Source organism: Enterobacter sp. 302C9, assembly GCF_034106085.1.
GTDB lineage: Bacteria > Pseudomonadota > Gammaproteobacteria > Enterobacterales > Enterobacteriaceae > Enterobacter > Enterobacter asburiae_B.
Map to the genome: position 1 here is coordinate 24,531 of NZ_JAWNBW010000005.1, position 18,681 is coordinate 43,211.

Annotated in this window: 18 protein-coding genes; 5 read left to right on the forward strand and 13 right to left on the reverse strand. The window is 56.4% G+C overall.

All coding sequences use genetic code 11. The annotated features are described in order from the left end of the window. Positions 1-29: 29 nt before the first annotated feature. Genes UR289_RS11650 through UR289_RS11665 form a run of 4 tightly spaced genes read left to right on the forward strand, consistent with a single transcriptional unit; the run spans position 30 to position 6,504 of the window. Positions 30-251: a DUF1427 family protein gene (locus tag UR289_RS11650; RefSeq protein WP_217072126.1), complete on the forward strand. Its 222-nt coding sequence runs from the start codon at positions 30-32 to the stop codon at positions 249-251. Next, the gene (locus tag UR289_RS11655) at positions 248-508 is read left to right on the forward strand and encodes a XapX domain-containing protein (RefSeq protein WP_010427264.1); all 261 of its coding nucleotides are present in this window, start codon (positions 248-250) and stop codon (positions 506-508) included. The genes UR289_RS11650 and UR289_RS11655 overlap by 4 nt, the downstream gene beginning before the upstream one ends. 23 nt (positions 509-531) lie before the next feature. Next, positions 532-912 (forward strand): response regulator transcription factor, encoded by a 381-nt coding sequence (locus UR289_RS11660; RefSeq protein WP_033144522.1) that lies wholly within the window; start codon positions 532-534, stop codon positions 910-912. Positions 913-921: 9 nt separating this feature from the next. Next, the gene (locus tag UR289_RS11665) at positions 922-6,504 is read left to right on the forward strand and encodes an ATP-binding protein (RefSeq protein ID WP_320710182.1); all 5,583 of its coding nucleotides are present in this window, start codon (positions 922-924) and stop codon (positions 6,502-6,504) included. A gap of 3 nt (positions 6,505-6,507) precedes the next feature. Here the strand turns inward: UR289_RS11665 and UR289_RS11670 are convergent, their stop codons facing one another. Continuing rightward, positions 6,508-7,125, reverse strand: coding sequence for a response regulator transcription factor (locus tag UR289_RS11670; protein ID WP_032660951.1), 618 nt, complete (start codon positions 7,123-7,125; stop codon positions 6,508-6,510). 185 nt (positions 7,126-7,310) lie between these two features. Beyond that, positions 7,311-7,697, reverse strand: coding sequence for a VOC family protein (locus tag UR289_RS11675; protein ID WP_320710184.1), 387 nt, complete (start codon positions 7,695-7,697; stop codon positions 7,311-7,313). An 88-nt stretch (positions 7,698-7,785) separates the two neighbouring features. Between UR289_RS11675 and UR289_RS11680 the strand changes: the two genes are divergently transcribed. Beyond that, entirely contained in the window at positions 7,786-8,388 is a 603-nt protein-coding gene (locus UR289_RS11680; protein ID WP_023310243.1) for an ATP-dependent Clp protease proteolytic subunit, read from the forward strand. A 58-nt stretch (positions 8,389-8,446) separates the two neighbouring features. On the opposite strand, the gene UR289_RS11685 is transcribed toward UR289_RS11680, so the two are convergent. The 11 genes from UR289_RS11685 to UR289_RS11735 all read right to left on the reverse strand — a co-directional run bounded on the left by UR289_RS11685 (position 8,447) and on the right by UR289_RS11735 (position 18,677). Then, positions 8,447-8,743 (reverse strand): hypothetical protein, encoded by a 297-nt coding sequence (locus tag UR289_RS11685; protein ID WP_033144527.1) that lies wholly within the window; start codon positions 8,741-8,743, stop codon positions 8,447-8,449. Positions 8,744-8,884: 141 nt separating this feature from the next. Then, positions 8,885-10,135: a hypothetical protein gene (locus UR289_RS11690; protein ID WP_320710185.1), complete on the reverse strand. Its 1,251-nt coding sequence runs from the start codon at positions 10,133-10,135 to the stop codon at positions 8,885-8,887. A 1-nt stretch (position 10,136) separates the two neighbouring features. Then, positions 10,137-10,565, reverse strand: a complete 429-nt coding sequence (locus UR289_RS11695; protein ID WP_048980632.1) for an IrmA family protein — start codon at positions 10,563-10,565, stop codon at positions 10,137-10,139. A 25-nt stretch (positions 10,566-10,590) separates the two neighbouring features. Further along, positions 10,591-11,067: a hypothetical protein gene (locus UR289_RS11700; RefSeq protein WP_053085578.1), complete on the reverse strand. Its 477-nt coding sequence runs from the start codon at positions 11,065-11,067 to the stop codon at positions 10,591-10,593. 51 nt (positions 11,068-11,118) lie between these two features. After that, positions 11,119-11,601, reverse strand: a complete 483-nt coding sequence (locus tag UR289_RS11705; RefSeq protein ID WP_033144529.1) for a hypothetical protein — start codon at positions 11,599-11,601, stop codon at positions 11,119-11,121. Between the two features lie 11 nt (positions 11,602-11,612). Beyond that, positions 11,613-12,311, reverse strand: a complete 699-nt coding sequence (locus tag UR289_RS11710; RefSeq protein ID WP_033144530.1) for a hypothetical protein — start codon at positions 12,309-12,311, stop codon at positions 11,613-11,615. A gap of 18 nt (positions 12,312-12,329) precedes the next feature. Then, a complete protein-coding gene (locus UR289_RS11715; protein WP_223998095.1) occupies positions 12,330-13,724 on the reverse strand; it encodes an SUMF1/EgtB/PvdO family nonheme iron enzyme in 1,395 nt (464 codons plus the stop codon). 130 nt (positions 13,725-13,854) lie between these two features. Beyond that, entirely contained in the window at positions 13,855-15,036 is a 1,182-nt protein-coding gene (locus tag UR289_RS11720) for an ABC transporter permease (protein WP_233423224.1), read from the reverse strand. A 31-nt stretch (positions 15,037-15,067) separates the two neighbouring features. Further along, on the reverse strand, positions 15,068-15,736 hold the full coding sequence (locus UR289_RS11725) for an ABC transporter ATP-binding protein (RefSeq protein ID WP_197736966.1): 669 nt from the start codon (positions 15,734-15,736) through the stop codon (positions 15,068-15,070). A 17-nt stretch (positions 15,737-15,753) separates the two neighbouring features. After that, complete coding sequence (locus UR289_RS11730; protein ID WP_320710192.1) at positions 15,754-17,709, reverse strand: vWA domain-containing protein; 1,956 nt, start codon at positions 17,707-17,709, stop codon at positions 15,754-15,756. A gap of 8 nt (positions 17,710-17,717) precedes the next feature. Further along, positions 17,718-18,677 carry a hypothetical protein gene (locus tag UR289_RS11735; protein WP_094935521.1) on the reverse strand — a complete coding sequence of 320 codons (960 nt, stop codon included), beginning with the start codon at positions 18,675-18,677 and terminating at the stop codon, positions 17,718-17,720. Positions 18,678-18,681: the final 4 nt, after the last annotated feature.

Here is an 18,681-nt window from a genome sequence, read left to right on the forward strand (position 1 = left end):
CGCCGCTGCCTCTTTCTCTGGAGTTCATAATGAGTACTGGGCTGATATCCCTTGCGGCAGGCGTGTTGATTGGCCTGATGTATGCCGTGCTGAAGGTGCGCTCCCCCGCGCCGCCCGCGCTGGCGCTGATTGGCCTGCTGGGGATGCTGGCGGGTGAACAGGCGACGCGACATCTGTTATCCCGCGACGGCACGCCGCCGCCTCCGGTGACCGTTCCGCAGGTCAACTCGCAGACGGGAGCGTCGTCATGAAAGCATGGATAATTTCGCTGGTGTGCGGCGTGGTTGCTGGGGTAATTTACGCCCTGCTCGACGTGCATTCCCCGGCACCGCCGGTTGTCGCCCTGCTTGGTCTGTTTGGCATGCTGGTGGGCGAGCAGCTCATCCCGGTGGGACGGCGTTTACTGAGTCGCGAACCGCTTACCCTCGCCTGGTTTCGTCACGAATGCGTGCCGAAAATCAGCGGCACGGCGCCCCCTGCGCCCGCGAAGGACGATCGCGACGTTTAATGATTTACCAGAGGAAAGACAGCATGACGCTGCCGTGGCGCATTGCCATCATTGATGACGAACGATCCGTCCGCAGCGGGCTGAGTAATCTCCTGGAGTCGGAAGGCTATGCCGCCGATACGTTTGATTCGGCAGAGGTGTTTCTGAGCCATCCTTTCGCCCTGTCCGGTGCGGCGCTGGTGATCACCGACATCAAGCTGCGGGGCATGAGCGGCCTGGAGCTGTTTGAAAAGCTGCGGCTGCTGGCCGTACCGCCTCCGCCCGTGCTCTTTATCTCCGGTCATGCTGATGAAAATATGCAGCGGTACGCTCTTGATCTGGGCGCCGCTGCATTTTTGCGTAAGCCCATTAACATCGATATTCTGCTGGATCATATTCAGCGGGAGATGGCCCGCCGACAATAAGGATCGCGGATGAACGAACACGAGCAGCCTGCATTCTGGCCCGCCCTGGGGAATCTTCACCAGGGGCGGGTTTTTGTCCTTAAAGAGGATGTGATTTTTACCGTGCTGGCGCAGGAGGGCGGAATCGCCTGGATGCACGCGCGACATCCTCATTCCGGCGGCTCGTTCATTATCGCTACCGCGGTCAGCGACGAAGAGGAAGAGCGGGCCACCCGGCTGCTCAAAAACGAGTTTGCGCTGCGCGACGTGCTGCAGGACAGCTGGGCCATTCGCGCCGTTGCGTCAACGCAGTACCGGGGGCGCTTCGCGCTGGTGTACGCCCCGTTTTCGTTTGAGCTGCTGGCGCGGCGCGCGGGCAGGGCGATCTCGGGCATCACGCGCTTTCTCGAGATGGCTATCCAGATCTGCGTTCCCCTGCGCCAGATGCATCTGCAAAACCTGATCCACGGCGATATCAAGCCCGGCAGTATTTTTGTTCATCACGACGGCACCTGCCGTCTGGGCAGCTTTGGCCTTTCAAGCAGTCTCTCCGATGCCATCACCCAGACCCGGCTTGCCGTTTCAGGCGGTACGCCCGCGTATATGTCGCCGGAGCACACCACCCGCACCCAGCGCCCCGTCGACGGCCGCAGCGATCTCTACAGCCTCGGCATGGTGCTGTATGAACTCCTGACCGGACGCCTGCCGTTTGAGCTGGGGGAGGACGATCGGGACAACTGGGCGCACTACCATATTGCCTCCGCGCCGCTGGCCCCGGACGCGATCCGCCCGGACGTGCCGGGAATGCTGTCGACCATCATCCTGAAGCTGCTGGAAAAGCACCCCGATAACCGCTACCAGACGGTCGACGGGCTGATTGCCGACCTCCGCCGCTGCCAGGCGACGCTGACCTGCGAGGGCGAGATCGTCGCCTTTACGCCCGGCCAGCAGGACCGCACTCCGGCGATCCATCTGGCGGACTCCCTGTTCGCGACGCATCCGCAGGCGAACGACGTTATTGCGGCGTTTGAGCGGGTGAGTCAGAACCTGGTGCCGGAGCTGGTGACAATTGGCGGGCCGTCGGGGATCGGCAAATCCTCAATTATCGCGACGGCGCTTAAAACGCTGCAGCAGCGTACGGTGCTGCTGGCGGTGGGCAAAGTCGACCAGTTTTCGCCGTCGCTGCCCTACGGCGTATTAAGCTCCGCGTTCCGCACCCTGACGCTGCACCTGCTGGGGCTGCCCGCAGAGGAGGTGGCGAAGTGGAAAATCCGCCTGTCTCGCGCCCTGGAGGGGCACGAGGCGCTGGCCGTCAGCCTGGTGCCCGAGCTGGGCCTACTGCTGGAGAGCAAGCCGCGCTTCTCGGCCGATACGTTTTCCATAGATGCCCGGGCGCGCTTCAGCCATATGGTGCTGGCGCTGGTAAAAACCTTTGCCTCGCAGGGCTGCCCGCTGGTGCTGGTGCTCGACGATCTCCAGTGGAGCGACGCCGCCAGCCTGCATACGCTTAAATACCTGCTGATGAACTGCGGCGCTGTTCCGCTGCTGGTGGTCGCGGCCCACCGGGATATCAGCGCCGTGCCCGACGCCGCCCTGCAGGCGCTGCTGGCAGGCCTGCCGGAGGCGGCGCAAAACGCGAGCGAGATTGTCCCGCAGGCGCTTTCCGTGAAAGCGGTGGCGCGCTGGCTGGCGACGGTATTTCGCACCCGCAGCGCGGCGACGACCGACCTCGCCACGCTGATCCACGAGAAGACGGGCGGCAACCCGCTCTTTATGCACGAGTTTTTCCGCCGCATCGTGGATGACGGCCTGGTGGTGCACAACAAATATCAGGACAAGTGGCACTACGATCTGCAGGCGATCCGCGCCAGGCATTACACCGAAAACCTCGTCACCCTGGTGCTGGAGCAGCTTGAAGAACTCCCCGACGAGACGCGCCGCCTGCTGGGCAGCATCGCCTGCCTCGGCGGCACGGGCGAGATGGAGATGATCTGCCGCGTGGTCGGCATGTCGATGGCGGAAATGCGCTATGCGCTGCACCCGGCGGTGATGGCCCAGCTCATCGTGCTGGCGGAAAAAAAGTACGCCTTCACCCATGACCGGGTGCAGGAGGCCGCCTTTGCGCTGCTGGATCGGCATGAGAGAAGCCATATTCACCTGACCACCGCCAGCCTGCTGGCCGACGCCGCGCGCCAGGCGGCGGGGAACGAGCTGCTGTTCCGCGCCGTGCACCACGTCACGGCCGCGCTGGACAGCATCCAGCCCGCCCCGCAGCGCGAGATGTTCCGCGAGCTGAGCCTGCTGGCCGCGCGGCGCGCGAAGCGTTCGGGGGATTATCCTTCGGCGCTCGGCTATATCCAGACCGCCAGAGCGCTGGGCAACGCCGGGACGGTGTCGGACTTTATGCTCGATATCGAAGAGGCGGGCTGCGAGTTTGCGCTGGGGCATCTGGAGCGCACCCGCGAGCTGTGTGACGCCATTCTCGGCTGCCCCGGCGGGCTGACCGAAAAGGCGCTGGCGGCCAACCTGCTGGTGGAGGTGTACATTCGCCAGTCGGACAGCCGTCTGGCGCTGGAGGCGGCACTCTGCTGGCTGGGGATTTTTGGGATCCAGATTAGCCGCTATCCGGAAGATGCCGACTGCGACGAGGCCTGGACGCTCTTTTGCAACCGCACGGCCGACGCGCCGCAAAACCTGTTTGCCCAGCTGTCGCGGATGGATAACCCGGAAACCGAAGCGGTGATGAACCTGCTCTACAGCGCCAGCATTTGCGCCGGCTTCATCTGCCCGCGCCTGCACTTTTTGCTGCTCTGCCGCATGATGCACCTGACCCTCGACCACGGCATTACCGGCGCCTCCACCACGGCGATGGCCTGGTTTGGCGTGCTGATTGGCCACCGCTACGCCGAGTATCGCCTTGGGTTCCAGTACGGCACGCTGGCTCGCGAGCTGGTCAATCGCCACGGCTACGACGCGTTCGAAGCCAAAACCCTGCTGCCGCTCGACCAGCTCAGCGTCTGGACCCAGCCTTTATCGTTTACCATCGAGTGCGCGAAGGCCTGCTTCACCTCGGCGGTGACCCACGGGGATATGACGATGGCCTGCTTTGCGGCCTGCCACCAGGTGATTAACTTCCTCTCGCGGGGCGATCACCTGGACGGGGTGTTGACCAGCATCGATCGCGGCCTGGCGTTCGTGCGTAAAACCCACTTCCAGGACGTGGAAACCATTTTGATGGTCCAGCGCGGCTACGTTGAGTTTCTGCGAACGCCGGTCATCGGCACCTGGACCGCGTCGCAGGTGCTGCCGGAGGCGCTGCTTCCCGCGTCGCCGGAGCAGGCGCCGGAGAAGAACTCCACCATGCTGTTCTGGTACTGGCTGTATCGCGGCATGGCGCACTTTACCTGCGGCGAATATGCCGACGCGCAGGCGGATCTTGAGATGGCGGGCTGGTACGCGTGGTCTGCGCCGGGCCACATCCATCTGCTGGATTACCATCTCTACAGCGCCCTGGCGCTCTCCCGTCAGCTGACGCCGGAGACCTTCTCGGCGAACCACCGCCGCAGCATTCACGCCCACTACGACAAAATCGCCCTCTGGGCGCGCGTTAATCCCGGCACGTTCGCGGATAAAGAGGCGCTGATTTACGCCGAAATCGTGCGTCTGGACGGAATGAACAGCATTGCGCTCGAGCAGTATGAGAAGGCGGTCCGGCTCTCCCGCGAGGGCGGCTTTAACCCGATCAACGCTCTGGCCCACGAGCTGGCGGGCCGCTTTGCGCTGTCCTGCGGCTACCCGACCGCCTCAGACGCGCACTTCCGCGGCTCGATTGCCGCCTGGGGCCGCGCGGGCGCGCAGGCCAAGGTGCGCCAGCTGGAGCAGGATTTCCCGCACCTGCTGGCCTCCGGGCAGGCCAGCGCCTACGACACGGTGGCGTTCGCCCAAAATGAGACGATCCGCGATCTGCAAAGCGTCATCAAAGCCTCCCGCGCGCTGTCGGAAGAGATTAACCTGGAGCGCTTAATTGAAAACCTGATGACCATCCTGCTCGAACGCGCCGGGGCGCAGCGGGGCCTGCTGCTGCGCGTGAGTGAGAGCCTGATTCCGGAGATCGAGGCCAGCGCCTGGACCAGCACCGAGGGCGTGCGGGTGCGGATCCTGAAAGACGTGCCGACGGCGACCGACCTGCCGCTGTCGGTGCTGGCGGCGGTGATCCGCACCGGGCAGGAGATCCGCACCGGCAGGCCGGAGGAGTTCCATCCCTTCAGTCAGGACCCTTATCTGGTGACCTCGGGGGCGGCGGTCATGTGCGTCCCGATGTTCAAACAGGCGCAGCTGGTAGGCGTGCTCTACCTCGAAAACCGCCTGATGCCGGAGGTCTTCACCGCCGAGCACTCGCGCGTGGTGAGCCTGCTGGGCGCGCAGGCTGCGGTATCCCTTGAGACGGCGCGGCTGTATGCCGAGCTGCTGGCGGAGAACATCCAGCGCCGACGGGTGGAGAAAGAGCTGCGATCCAGCCAGACCTCGCTAATGCTCGGCGAGCAGATCAGCCACACCGGCAGCTGGCGCTGGGAGCTGGAGCAGGATCTGATGTTTGTCTCGGAAGAGTACGCCCGCATTCTCGGCCTGCCCGGGCAGCAAAAGACGATCTCCATGGCGGAGTTTTTGACCTTCGTCCATGAGGACGATTACGCCCGCATCAGCGCCATCGTCACCCAAAGCGTGCGCGACGGGCTCTCCATGCGCGCGGAGTTTCGCGTTAAGCGTACCGACGGCTCAACGCGCTACATTCTCGGGATTGGCGATCCGGTGGGCGTGGGCAGCGAGGTGAACGAGTATTACGGCATCATCACCGATATCACCGGTCAGCGCGCGGCGGAGGATGCCATGCGGGTCGCGCAGGCAGATCTGGCGCGGGTTTCCCGGGCCACCACCGTCGGGCAGCTGACCTCCTCCATCGCCCATGAGATCAACCAGCCGCTGATGTCGATCGTCTCGAACGCCGGGGCGAGCCTGCGCTGGCTCAACCGCGAGCCCGCCCGGCTGGATAAAGTGCGTGAGGGGCTGGAGGAGATCGCCGCGGAAGGCGCGCGGGCGGGGGAGATCATTCGCAGCATCCAGTCCCTGACGCGCAAGCAGGATCCCACCTTCTCGCGCATCGACATGCACTACCTGATCCACCATATCATCACGCTCTCCCGCAGCGAGCTGGAGCAGAGATACATTAGCGTTGATTATCTGTTACAGGCGCAGAACAGCTTTATCACCGGCGATAGCGTGCAGATCCAGCAGGTGCTGCTCAATCTGGTGATGAATGCGGTAGAGGCGATGGCCGAGGTGAAGGATCGCGCCAGCACCATTACCCTCAGCACCGCCAACGCGGACGGGAAAGTGATCGTCGAGATCGCCGATACCGGGAGCGGCATTGAGCCCGAGCGGCTGGAGCAGATTTTTGACTCGTTCTACTCCACCAAGGCGCAGGGGATGGGGATGGGGCTGACCATCAGCGCCAGCATCATCGAGCGTCACTGCGGGAAGCTGAGCGCGCGCCGCAGGGAGCCGTACGGCACGGTGTTCGCGTTTGCGCTGCCGCTGGCGGCGCAGGAAGGGTAAAGGTTACTCCGCAGGCTGGCTATTGGTCAGGCGCTCAACGGCCCTGACCAGCTCCGCGACGGAGCGCACCTGCATTTTCTCCATCACGCGGCGGCGGTGCACCTTCACCGTGATCTCGCTGACGCCCAGCTCGGCGGCAATCTGCTTGTTCAGCATGCCGCTTATCGCCAGCGTCAGCACCTCGTGCTCGCGCGGGGTGAGGGACATGTGGCGCTGCTTCAGGGCGTAGTGCTCTTTATTGCGCGCGGCATTGTGTTCCGCCAGCTGAAGCGCGGACTCAATGGCGTCGATAAGCGCGGTGGATTCGACGGGCTTGGTGAGAAATTCGTACGCGCCGCCTTTAATGGCGCGCACCGACATCGGGATAGTGCCGTGGCCGGTAAGAAAAATAATCGGGATCTCGCGCCCGCTGTCCTTTAGGGCGTCAGCCACCTCAAAGCCCGAGATGGCGGGCATTTGCATATCGAGGACCACGCACGACGGGAGCTCTTCAAAGCGGTGTTGAAGAAACGCTTCTGCCGATGAAAAGCCGACGGCGTTCAGGTCCGCCGAATCCAGCAGCCCGATCACGGACTGCCTGACCGCGTCATCGTCATCAACCACATACACAATGTGTTCCATTCACCGCCCCGGTGCTGATTTACATGTCGAGGATGCAAACAATCCCGCCGGTTACGTAAGGGACTGTTTATGCTAACTTTCATCTTAACACATTAACTATCATTATCATTTAACAATATGATAACCGTATGAAGATGAAGTATAGCGATCCGTGACCGGAGCGGTTAAGGAACGAAACGCTGATTTTATGCACCCACAAGCTCAATGCGGTTGCCGTCCGGATCCGCGATCACCGCTTCATAGAAGCCGTCCCCGGTCATGCGCGGGGCGCTGAGCAGCGTGCCGTTGGCCTGTGCACGCCCGGCCATGCTGTCGACCTGCGCTTTGCTGCCGACGTTGATGGCGATATGCGCCCAGCCGATAAACTCCGGGTGCGCAGGGGCGTCGGGCAGATCCGGCAGCGTCATCAGCTCGATGGTCGGCCCGTTATTCAGCGTAATAAAGTGTGATTCGAAACCGGGACGATTTTTACTGACGTAGCGTTCGTTACTGCGGCCACCAAACACCGTTTCCCAGAACTGAACCTGCGCGTTCAGGCTGCGGGTCCAGAGTGCGACATGGGCAATATTCATAAGCTCCCTCGTTATTTGTCTGTGAGGACTTTCACCGGTAAAACAGGCTACACTCTGGTTTTGAGCGCGACAAGCTGAGGAAATAACAATGCACTACACACTGAAAGATAGCGACAAGGAAAAAGCGGAAGGGTCAAACGGCGCGGGCGCTCTGCAGCAAAAACTGCTGGAGTCTCGTTCGATTGTGATCTCCGGTGAGATCAACCAGGAGCTGGCGCAGAAGGTCATCACCCAGATGATCCTGCTGCAAAGCGTCAGCAACGATCCGATCAAGCTGTACATCAACAGCCAGGGCGGCCACGTGGAAGCGGGCGATACCATCCACGACTTCATCAAGTTCATCCGCCCGGAAGTGCACGTCATCGGCACCGGCTGGGTGGCGAGCGCCGGGATCACCATCTTCCTGGCGGCGAAGAAAGAGCACCGCTACTCGCTGCCAAATACCCGCTTTATGATCCACCAGCCGCTGGGCGGCGTGCGCGGTCAGGCAACGGATATTGAGATCGAAGCGCGCGAGATCATCCGCATGCTGGATCGCGTGAACAAGCTGATCGCCGACGCCACCGGCCAGCCGCTGGAAAAAGTGAAAAAAGACACCGACCGCAACTTCTGGATGTCTCCGGCAGAAGCGCTGGACTACGGCATCGTGGGTAAACTGATTACCCATTATGACGAGCTGAAGCTGGATTAAGTTTTCGCGGCGTGTTTGAGTCGGGTGGCGGCTTCGCCTAACCCGACCTACACCGGACCTAGCGTACCTCGAACACCACCGCCATCCAGTTCGTTCGCGTGCCTGGCGGAAACGCCGGGTAAGGATCTAGCCGTGTGCATGCCCCCGCCCAGATGTATGTATCCTCATCAATGCGATACCAGTGCGCGTTGCCTTCCACCGCATCCCCCATCACCGCAGCCTGCACCGTCAGCTGGCTTCCCGCAGGGAGTTCACGCGCCACGGGCGAGAATACCGAGGGGTTCTGTTTACGCGTGTAGACCGCTGTTGTGGTCTTAACAAATCCAGTGACCGGCAGTTCAGTGAAATCGCTCATTTCAGGCCTCATGACAGTTCTCTCTTAACGTAACGATATAAGCCGCTGTAAATATGGCGATCACGATAAAGCGTGAAACTGTCAGAATATGTCATGCGGAAGTCTGAAAGGCACCCGTTGAGCGGGTGCCTGGAGGATTACTTAATTCTGGGCTGCGATGCTGATAAGTTCGTAGATTTTTTTTGCCCCGGCATTTGATTGAGTCAGTTCAATATTATGTTTCTGGCCATTCTTCATATGCAGGACAATTTTTTTATTAAAGGATCCTTTTATGACTACGCTACTGACTTCGCTGAAGCGGGCGTAGAAAGTTTCATACAATTTTCCTAACACGCAATAAACACCGTCATCGGTTAATACCACACCATGATCCCCTTGGCCGAAAACCGTTTCGTCGTAGTAGAACAGGATCGCATCTTCCGTGAGAGGAGGCAGCGATTGACGATGACTGGCCGCCTGGACGAAATTGCTTATTTTTTTCGCGTTGAGATTGTCGTAGCGGTAAAAATTGTGGTCTTTGTTCGTCGCATACTGTGTTAATTCACCCCCGGCTGGTTTGTGTTCCAGCGCTGGCAAGGTTTGCTGTGGCTGTTGTGGTGTTGTTATCGTTGCCTCCGATACGGAACCAACCATAGAGGCCCCAACAGCTCCCATCCCCGGAAGCGTCTGGGAGGTCACGCTATGTTGAATGGTGGTCACAGTTCGGGTGTAAGCGTTGACATGGCTCCCGCCTCGCATATGCGCTGATACGTTTTGCGGGGTTTTGACCACGGTCTGCACCGGGGTCAGCACGGTTCTGAATGCCGCGCGTAAGGATGCCACAATCGAGACGATCAGAAGTGCGATAAGTGGGACCGAAAGCCACATAATTGAAAAATAGAAAATACTTTGCTTAGTGTTGGTTGCCAGCTGCGTTAACCTGGAACAATAAAGCCCTGCAGTTATCACGTACACGACACCACAAGCGATAGTGGCAGCCATGTTGCTCTCCCCGTCCATTGCCATTTCCTGGATAACGGGAAAGAGCAAACATCCATAGAGAACAGCGCTAAAGAGCGCATCGGGAAGTAATGTTTTTATCGTCTCAAAGGCTTTCGCAATATTGTAGAAGATCCACAGAAGTAACAATATCCAGCCAATGACAGGAATAGCTGCGGCGATAGCCATAAGTATCATGCTGACGATCATACTGCCAAGAATATTGCCTAAATGCCCTTCCGAAATAAGATACCAGATAAAATACAGGAAGGAACCGGCGAGAACGGCCGGGAAGGCGACCACAACGCTTGCAGGTATAAAGAAAACGAACCCGCCAAAGATAAGTAATAACAAAAAGCAAAGGCCAGGTCCATTATTGTCAGGTGTTGAGTTTGCTTCAGCGTCTATAGACATATTAGTGATCTGCCTGCGGGTTAATGATAGGGAATGGAATAAATGCCCTTGGTGTAAGCAAACTGAGAGGTAAAGGCTGTTTGGTCTTTCCGTTAACTAATGCCAGTGACGTCAGGCGCAGCGTGAGATTGCTTTCGCAATAATGCTCGCCTTCGGCGAAAGCCGTTTGGTATCGCGTGGCATCAGAATCGCCGAATGGGTCTACCTGCAAAGTATCATGAGCTACAAGGTTATTTTTTGCATCAACGAGGTCAAAGCCTATCTCTAACGAACCAACGCTTTCCATGCCACTGTCCAGCGTGAAAGTGGCGCTGCACATCCCTTGATTTGCCCAGACGGTGTTTGAGTGCCAGATCTCAATCGCATGAGTTGGAGCAGCGAATAAAAGACATGCGAATACTGTGCTACAGTGTAAGTAACGGCTCATCATATTTTACCATCCTGAAAATGATGTATTAATCAACATAACCGTATGTTGCATCATCACCGGTGTCCGCTTCTTTTACGAGGCCTTGACCGCGATATTCATTAGGTAAAAACCCCCCATTAGTGCACTCTTTTTTCATGATGAGCTTTTGGTTTTTATATACTTTCAGGCCGGTATAATCCCATCCTTTTCCCGTACCGCTATAAACAACATAGCTGTAGTTGCCATTGATGAAACGATAATAATAAGCGCCTCCACCTGAGAACGTCATTTCACCCAGGCGAACCTGCTTTTTGTCTCCCTCATTTTTGGGGAGAGTCATTTCTACTTTTTCAAGTGAGCCGTAATAATAAGTAGGAACATCGTGATCCAGACGGACGATAACGTATTTTCCGTTCGTGAGTTCGCAGTTGAAAATAAGTTCAGGCTCAGGCGGTGCAGCATGAACGCTTGGAGTTGTCGCCAGAAGTGTCAATAATCCAGCAGAGAGTAATTGAGATTTCAACGTTATTTTTCCTTAGCAGGTAAAGCAGCCGGTAATCCGGCTGCTATTTTATTATTGTGAAGCCAGTGTTTCTTGTAATTCATTCAGCTGTCCCTGCAGCTTCTGCAGTTCCATCTGTTTTTGCAATTCGGAAGCGCTTGGTTTGTTTTGCGCCTCCTTCATACTTTTTTCCAGGTCTGCAACTTGCTTTTGAGCATCAGCCCGGCCAGCTGTTTTTTTCTTCAACTGGGCGACTAGATTGTTCATCGACTTTTGCAGTTCTTGCTGCGATTTTTGTTTACTGGCTACGTTGGCATTGCTCAGTGCTTTCTCTTTTTCAATCGCATCATTCACCGCTTTGAACTCTTTATTCAGTTCCTGATCGTGTTGCAGCGTTTTTTGTTTATCTTCAACGCGCTTATCCCAGGTGCCGGAGTAGTTGCAGTTAAATTTGGTAATAATGCTGACATCACCGGTTGTCGGGTCACAATCTCGCGCGTTAGTGGCACAGCCGGCTAATATGAGTGCGCTGAGTGCAAGAAAAATATAACGCATTGCTATTCCCCTCAACCGACTTTCAGCGCGGTGCGCTGGGTATAGAGGCTATCGAGCTCGCCCTGCAGAGAGCCAATTTTGTCGCGCATCAACGCAATCTCGCTATCCAGATTTTGGGTATCACTGCCGGATTTGCTCATGTCTGCAGAAACGTCCTGCCACTGCTTCTCATGTTTTTTCATGTCGGTGATGGTGCCGCGAAGGTAAGCAATGTTGGCATCCACTCCTTTAATTTGCTTCTGTACGGCGTCTTTTTTCACCGTGTTTGCAGCCATATCTTTTTCTATTTGAGCGAGGGTCTTTTTATCAGAGTCGATAACCGATTTTGCAACGCTGGTTGCGTTCTGAATGCGTTTGTTTTCGGCTTCAACATCCTTAATCGTTGCGTTTAACTGCAGCTCTTGGGAGGCGTATTTTTTGCGCTGATTATCCAGATAGGCGTTAGCCCCCATACCCACACCGCAACCGGCGATAGCGGCGGCGGCCATACATACCGCTTTGTTGCTGGAGTTACTGACAGCGCAAGCCAGTGCGCCGATTACCGCGCCGCCAGCACAGGCCTGCCAGCCTGATTTATTGAAAAACTCAACGTCCTGATTATTGGCAAGGCGCGGGTCGACGCCGCCACTACTTCCCGTACTGCCATTCTGGCACCCCGCCAGAAATACCATCATTCCTGCTATCACTGCTGTGCGAATAACCTTTAACATTCCAATCTCCTGAACTATTTAATTATTTTTTTTACATGAACTAAGCCACGCCTCGCGCGCAACTTTTCCATCTTTCCAGTACCCCTGAAGGTTCTTCCAGTAGGTATCGAGATAACCGTTAAGGTTGGTTTTTCCGCGTGCAGCCATCTGTTGCAATACGACAGCGACCTGCGGTTCGATGAGGGGTTTGTCATAGGTTGTGCCCATGTCTACCAGGGTGTCAGCGTAATAACTGGTAATAAAATCAAGGGCTTTTTGATGTTGACCAAGCTGTTCCTGACGGCGGGAGCAATTAGCATCAAGCTGGCTGCCTGCGGCACAGGTTTTGGTGAAGAGCTGGTTGAGACGATCGTAAAACTCGCCGTCATCTTTCATTTTTGTGCACAAAAAGGCGCCCAACTGTAACGATGTGCGTATTGCCTGATCCCGTTGTTCATCCCGAAGCTGGCTATTTGCGCGCAGCTCACCGCGCAGTTGCTCAAGTTGTTTCTTCAGTGCGTCATCCTGGACTTTTGCCGAGATAGCATTCAGGTTTTTTAGCGAATCATCAGCTTTGCCTGCAGGTGTCTCCTTTTTACCCGTGCCTAATGATTGCCACTCTTTTTCAATCTCTTTCACCCGCTCGCGTGATGTCAGGGTTGTGGAAACTAAAACCAGACGAACACCGGTGCTTTTGGTTGTATTCTCGCCCGCATTGGCATAGTACGGCTCCTCTCCACGCAGTGAACTGCGGATATCCGCCTGAGGAGTCATATAACTGCCCCCCCGAACGACATAGCCCCCAGCCTTACCATGCAGGCGATCGAGCTTGTTCAGGCGGAACGGGTCAAACATCATCTCTGCTGCGTTGCCCAGTATGTCGTGCAATCCGAGCGGGTTAGGTTTCAGCAGGCCGGTAAGCTGAAGTTTTCCATTTGCAGACTGTGCCCCCGCAAACCAGACATAACCGTTCAATCCTTCAGGCATGGGGAAGTGGCGATCGCGGAACTCTGCGGGGGAAACCGCGAGCCCGCCGCGTGCGGCAAACTCCCACTCGGTTTCTGTCGGAAGCCGTAAAAATCCCGCCTGACCATCATCTTCAGGCAGTGCAGAAAGTTTTTCTTTTCGTAACCACAGGTTGTATTGATTTGCGAATACCATGGCATCCATCCAGCCAATACTCACCTTCGGTAAACGTCCTTTCATATCCGTCGTCGGGCATTCCCCAGAAAGCGCGCGATACTGCAGGTCGCTCAGTTCATATTTGGCCATCAGGTAATAACGGCCCTTACCACCCTTCTCCGGGAAACTGCCTGCAATGTGTTCCTGGCGAGATTGTTCAACGTATCCCCAGTCGTCGCCTTCTTGCCCCAGCGTGATGTTGTAATCTTCCAGCGGTTTATTCAGCGGGATAGCGACTTTGCGAAATGCCATGGCACCGTCGCACGGCATAGGCAATATCACGTCATCGGCCAGAGGTTTTGGGTTCCAGAACTTTTCATCCCAGGTGGCTTTCGCCGCGCAGGCGTACCCGAGTCCAATGATAGCCAGGCTCATCGCCAGTTTAGATTTCACGTAAACTCTCCGCAGGTTCGATTTTCAATGCGCGCAGTGCTCCGATAGCGGCCACGCCTAACGCCACGGCAAGGACACAGAGCAATGCGGCGATAAAATGAAGGGGGTCAAGGTGACAGATGAATGCCTGGTCCGGTAAAGAACTGCCCAACACATGGTTGAACAATGCGCTGCCCAGCAGGTAGATGATCACACCCAGTCCGTATGAGACGCCGGTCAAACACAGCGCCTGAATAATAATAAAAAGCGTCACAGCGCGACGGCGAAAACCCAGAAGGCGCAGCACGGCCATATCTTTGCGCTTACGATCAATGTTGGCGATGAAGGCACCGACTAACGAGGCGATGCACCCTGATGCAGAGATCCAGGCAATCACGCCAAAGATAATCCCCAGCACACGGTCGATGGCACGCACAGACTCAATTTGAGCTGACTGAGTGATAGCCTCAATGTTCTGCGTCTCCAGCCACCGCGCGAGGAGTGAAACGTCATCTATCGAACTGGCATAGATACGTGCTCTTGAATAGCGGGTTCTCTCTCTGGGCGGCTTGCCATCGCTGACCCCCAGCAAGGGAACCTGAAAGCCATCGCGGTAGTCTTCCAGAGCAACAAGCAAAGACAATGTAATAAAGGCACCTTGACGTGAAAATTTTGCGTCATCCAGCACGCCGGTAATGGTTAAAGCGAACGTGGCGCGTTGGTTTTTCCCTTCGCTTTTTCGGCTCACCATCAGGCGCAGGATATCTCCTGGCTGCACGCCAAGGCGCCGTGCCGCACTGGCGCTGAGTACGGTATCGCTGTCTTTGACCGGTGCTCTGACATCCTGCAAAAGAGGATCGCCTTTGGCCGTCGGGATCACTTCAGCACCCGGGACAAAGTGTTGCCCGTCCCGGACCAGATCGGCCTGAGTGTTCAGCGAACGGGTTAACGGAATCGAAAATCCGACTTCTGAACGACGGGCGAGCTTATCAAGCCAGGCAAAATCATAATTACCATTACCCGTTATACGTACTTCCCGGGTGCGAGGGTCGTCGAGAAGCTGATGGCGAAGCTGGCTGACAATGCCATTCTTCAATCCGAACAGCAGCAATAACGGTGCGATAACGGCAATCAAAGAGAAGATGATGCACAGCGCGACCTTGCGATCGTGAATGAGATCGCGCAGAGCCATACGGCATAGCAGGGTGCCTGACGCTGGCATATCAGCTGGGTAAGAAGACACTTTTTCCCTCTCCGGTCACGGCCTGATATCGGTCAATCCCAAAATGCGTCACGCGCTGCCAGTCGTGGCTCACAACAATGGCTGCCATATCCAGTGAGCGCACCATGCCGATCATCAGGTCAAACAGCCGGTCTGCATTATCAGGATCCAGCGCCGCAGTCGGTTCATCGGCAAGGAGTAAGCGTGGCTGGTGGGCAATCGCACGGATGAAGGCAACGCGCTGGCGCTCGCCGATAGAAAGCCGGGAAGGCATTTTTGTCAGCAGCGGCCGCACGCCCAGGCTGTCGATGGCCTTATCGAGCCAGGCTGACTGTAGGCTAAGTCCTGCCAGCCTGCGAACCAGAGTGATGTTTTCTATCACGGGTAACCAGGGCAACAAGCCGCCGTGCTGTAGCATAAACCCAAGCTCGCGTGCGCGAAGCGCGGCCAGGACAGGCTCGTTTTCAGCCATGAGCGGTATTGAAATATCGCGACCGGCGAGCCGGTATTCGGCAAGATGCGCTGGGCGGAGGATCGCCCCTATCATCTCCAGAAGCGTGCTTTTACCGCACCCGCTAGGTCCGGTTAGAGCGACCACCTCTCCCTTTTTCAACGAGAGGTGCGGGAGGGCGACGCTATAGCCATGCGTCCCGCCCCGGCTGATCTCCATATCGCGGATCCTCAACATCAGGGCAGGTTCTCCAGAGGTACCGGATAAACGTTATCGCGTGGGTCGCTATCGGGCGCTAATGACACCCAACGGTCTACATCCTGGTTGTAGCGTTGATAGTAATTAAGCTTGGTATTCAGCCTGCGGATGAAACGCTCCTGCTCAAGGCCATCCCAGCTTTTCCAGGTTTCTTCGTCCAGGCTCAATACTTCACTGAGGTAAGGTAAGCTCTCGATATATTCACCGAGCAGTCCCATCTCTCCGAGGCGGGTCGCATTTTTTCCTTTCGCCTGGTTTGGATCGTTGCCCATGGTTGCCGCCAGAGAACGCAGGCTGGCAAACATGTCATCCGGAGAGATCATCCCCTCATTGGCGGCATTGACGATCTTCTTCATGATATCGCTCAGATCGCTGAGCTCGCTTTTCGTGAGCAGTACGCGCACCTCGGTCGCCGGGATGTTTTGGTCAATCAGATCGCGGTCGCTTATCCATGACTTGAATACCGGTGGTGCCGTGGTGCCTTGCTTTTCACCCAGATAGGCAAGACGCATTGCCTTACTTAACTTGTCGGCATCACTGAGCAGGGGATCTTCTTTCTTACCGGCATATTTAGGGCTTGCCCCCAGCGCGCTCCCCGCCGTTTCTTCGCCGCTCCAGGCTGTTTTAATCTGGCCGGTAATGGCATTCGCCAGGTTATCGACCATACTACCGAAGCTATTTACATCACCTGAATCAATAGGATAGTAGAGCGGTTTGTGCAGGAATGGATTTAACGTCAGCTCCTGATACTGGGCTTCAGCAGAACTGTGATTTTTCTTACCATCAGAGGTTTTCAGATGTAACGCATACAGCGCAACGCCACGATAGGCGGCTTCCTGACGCACCTGGGCGGCATCCAGATGGGTTGACGAGAGCTTATCTGTGCCATCAAGCGCGCCTGCGTCAGTAATCAGTACAACGTAGCGGGCGCCAAACTGCGTCCAGTCCACTTTGTCCAGCGCTGTCATGACCCCGCCGTAAGCATCTTCATCAACCTTGCTGCTGGAAACGGTAGCCTGCTTCAGGTCATGTACTTTAGCGAGGAAGTCTTTACCATCTTTAACGGTATTGGGGTCGACATACATCTTGCTGTCGTATTCAAGACCCGGAACCGCTTTCACGCTGGAGCGGAAAGCTACCAGGCCAAACTTGACCTGATCCTGTAAGTGTTCCTTCTCGATCCTCTTGTAGATCTTATCGATCGCCTCTTTAGTGCGATCGATATACGGCCCCATCGAGATGGTGGAGTCGATCACAAAGACAACCGAGGCGGAGAACCCTTTCATCATGTTCTTTTCATCAGCAGCGGACGCGGCCTTTTTTGCGTGCGACTTTTCGCTGACGGAGGCAACGTTGAGTACACGTACCTGGAAGCCGGTATCGGTAAACACATCATCTGAGCCAAGAACAGGTAAGAGATAAAAGTTTTTTAACTGATCCACCATGTAATCAGGCTCGCGTGCCAGAACCTGCGGGACCGGTTTATGGCTGCTCAAACTGTTGAGCATTGGTTGCAATGTTGCCGCAGGGTTTTTGCTGTTCAGAAGAGACTCAACGTCGGATTTCTCTTTAAAGAACAGCATCGGTTGACGGCCAGCAGGATTGGTAAACGCCAGTGTCAGCTGCATTTTCCAGTCAACGGTGCAGGAGGAATTCATCCAGCCAGCGGTATGACCAAAGCTGTCCGGCCCAACCTGCAGCCACGTGTCCTGACCCAGCGTTGTCCTTTGGTAAACATAGAATCGACTGAAGGCCGGCTGCTCTTTACCTGCTTCACCTGCTTTGGCGGACAGCTGGCAGCCTGGGTAAGTCAGTACCCGCTGGAATAACGCATGTTTACCTTCCTGCAAAAGCGGCTGTTTACCCGCGGCACAGGCGGGGGATGCCAGCGTTGCGGCACACACCAGGCTACTGAACCAATGCATGTATTTCATTGTTTATCCTATTTCTTCAGCTCAGCTAAACGGGCTTTGGCCTCGTTATTCTGCGGGTCCTGATTTACAACCGACTCATACCAATACGCCGCTGTCTCTGCGTCAGGATTGAAGCATCCCCCTGGTTTTGCGGTTTTCGGGTCATATTCTTGTGCATAACGAACAGCTATCTGCGTATCGCCGGACTGGGCTTTATAGGCGTAAAGGCGCTGAGCGATATCGCAATGTTTTGCCGCTTTCGCTTTTGCGATGACGTCCAGCAGTTGTGCACTACTTGGCTGGCTACGCAGGCACCCTTTAACGAACGCCATTTCATTGCCGCTCGCCATTTGTTCATCACCACACGGCCCGGTAATTTTCGCGACGGGCGCGGGAGGTGCCGCTGGAATTGCAGGCTCTGGCTTACGGGTAAACCACCACCCAGCAGCGGCCAGCAGGAGCAATAGAATGGCTAATCCCGCAAATAACGGCAGCTTACTTTTCGGCTTCTGCGGCTGTTGAGATACAGGCTTTTCTGCGACAGGTTCTAAAACGACAGGTTCCGGTTCTTGAACGGACATCGGCTGCACGATGGGGGTATCATTCAGCGTCTGTATATTTTCCGGGAGTGGGTTTTCACCACCGGCCTGGGAGCTGAGTAGCCCTTCAGCGATGGTCAGAATCCCCATATCCTTATTACTTCCATCTTTGATGGTGATGCGATAGGCCGCCTGGCGGTTGGCGAGTAGTGGATCGATCAGAGAAGGGCCGACCTGAACGCAGGGCGTCTCCTCATTTTGTATCAGTGGAGGAAGGGCGAGGAAAATCTCGCCACTGACCCAATCACCGTGGCTATCCAGATACAGGCGATCCTGATTACGTACTACCGAGATTGTGACGCCCTCGGCATCGCCTTTCCAGCCTTTCAACAAGAGCAATGCGAATCCTGGTTGTATAGGGGTCAGCGTCTTAAGTTCAGGTTTGATCACGTCC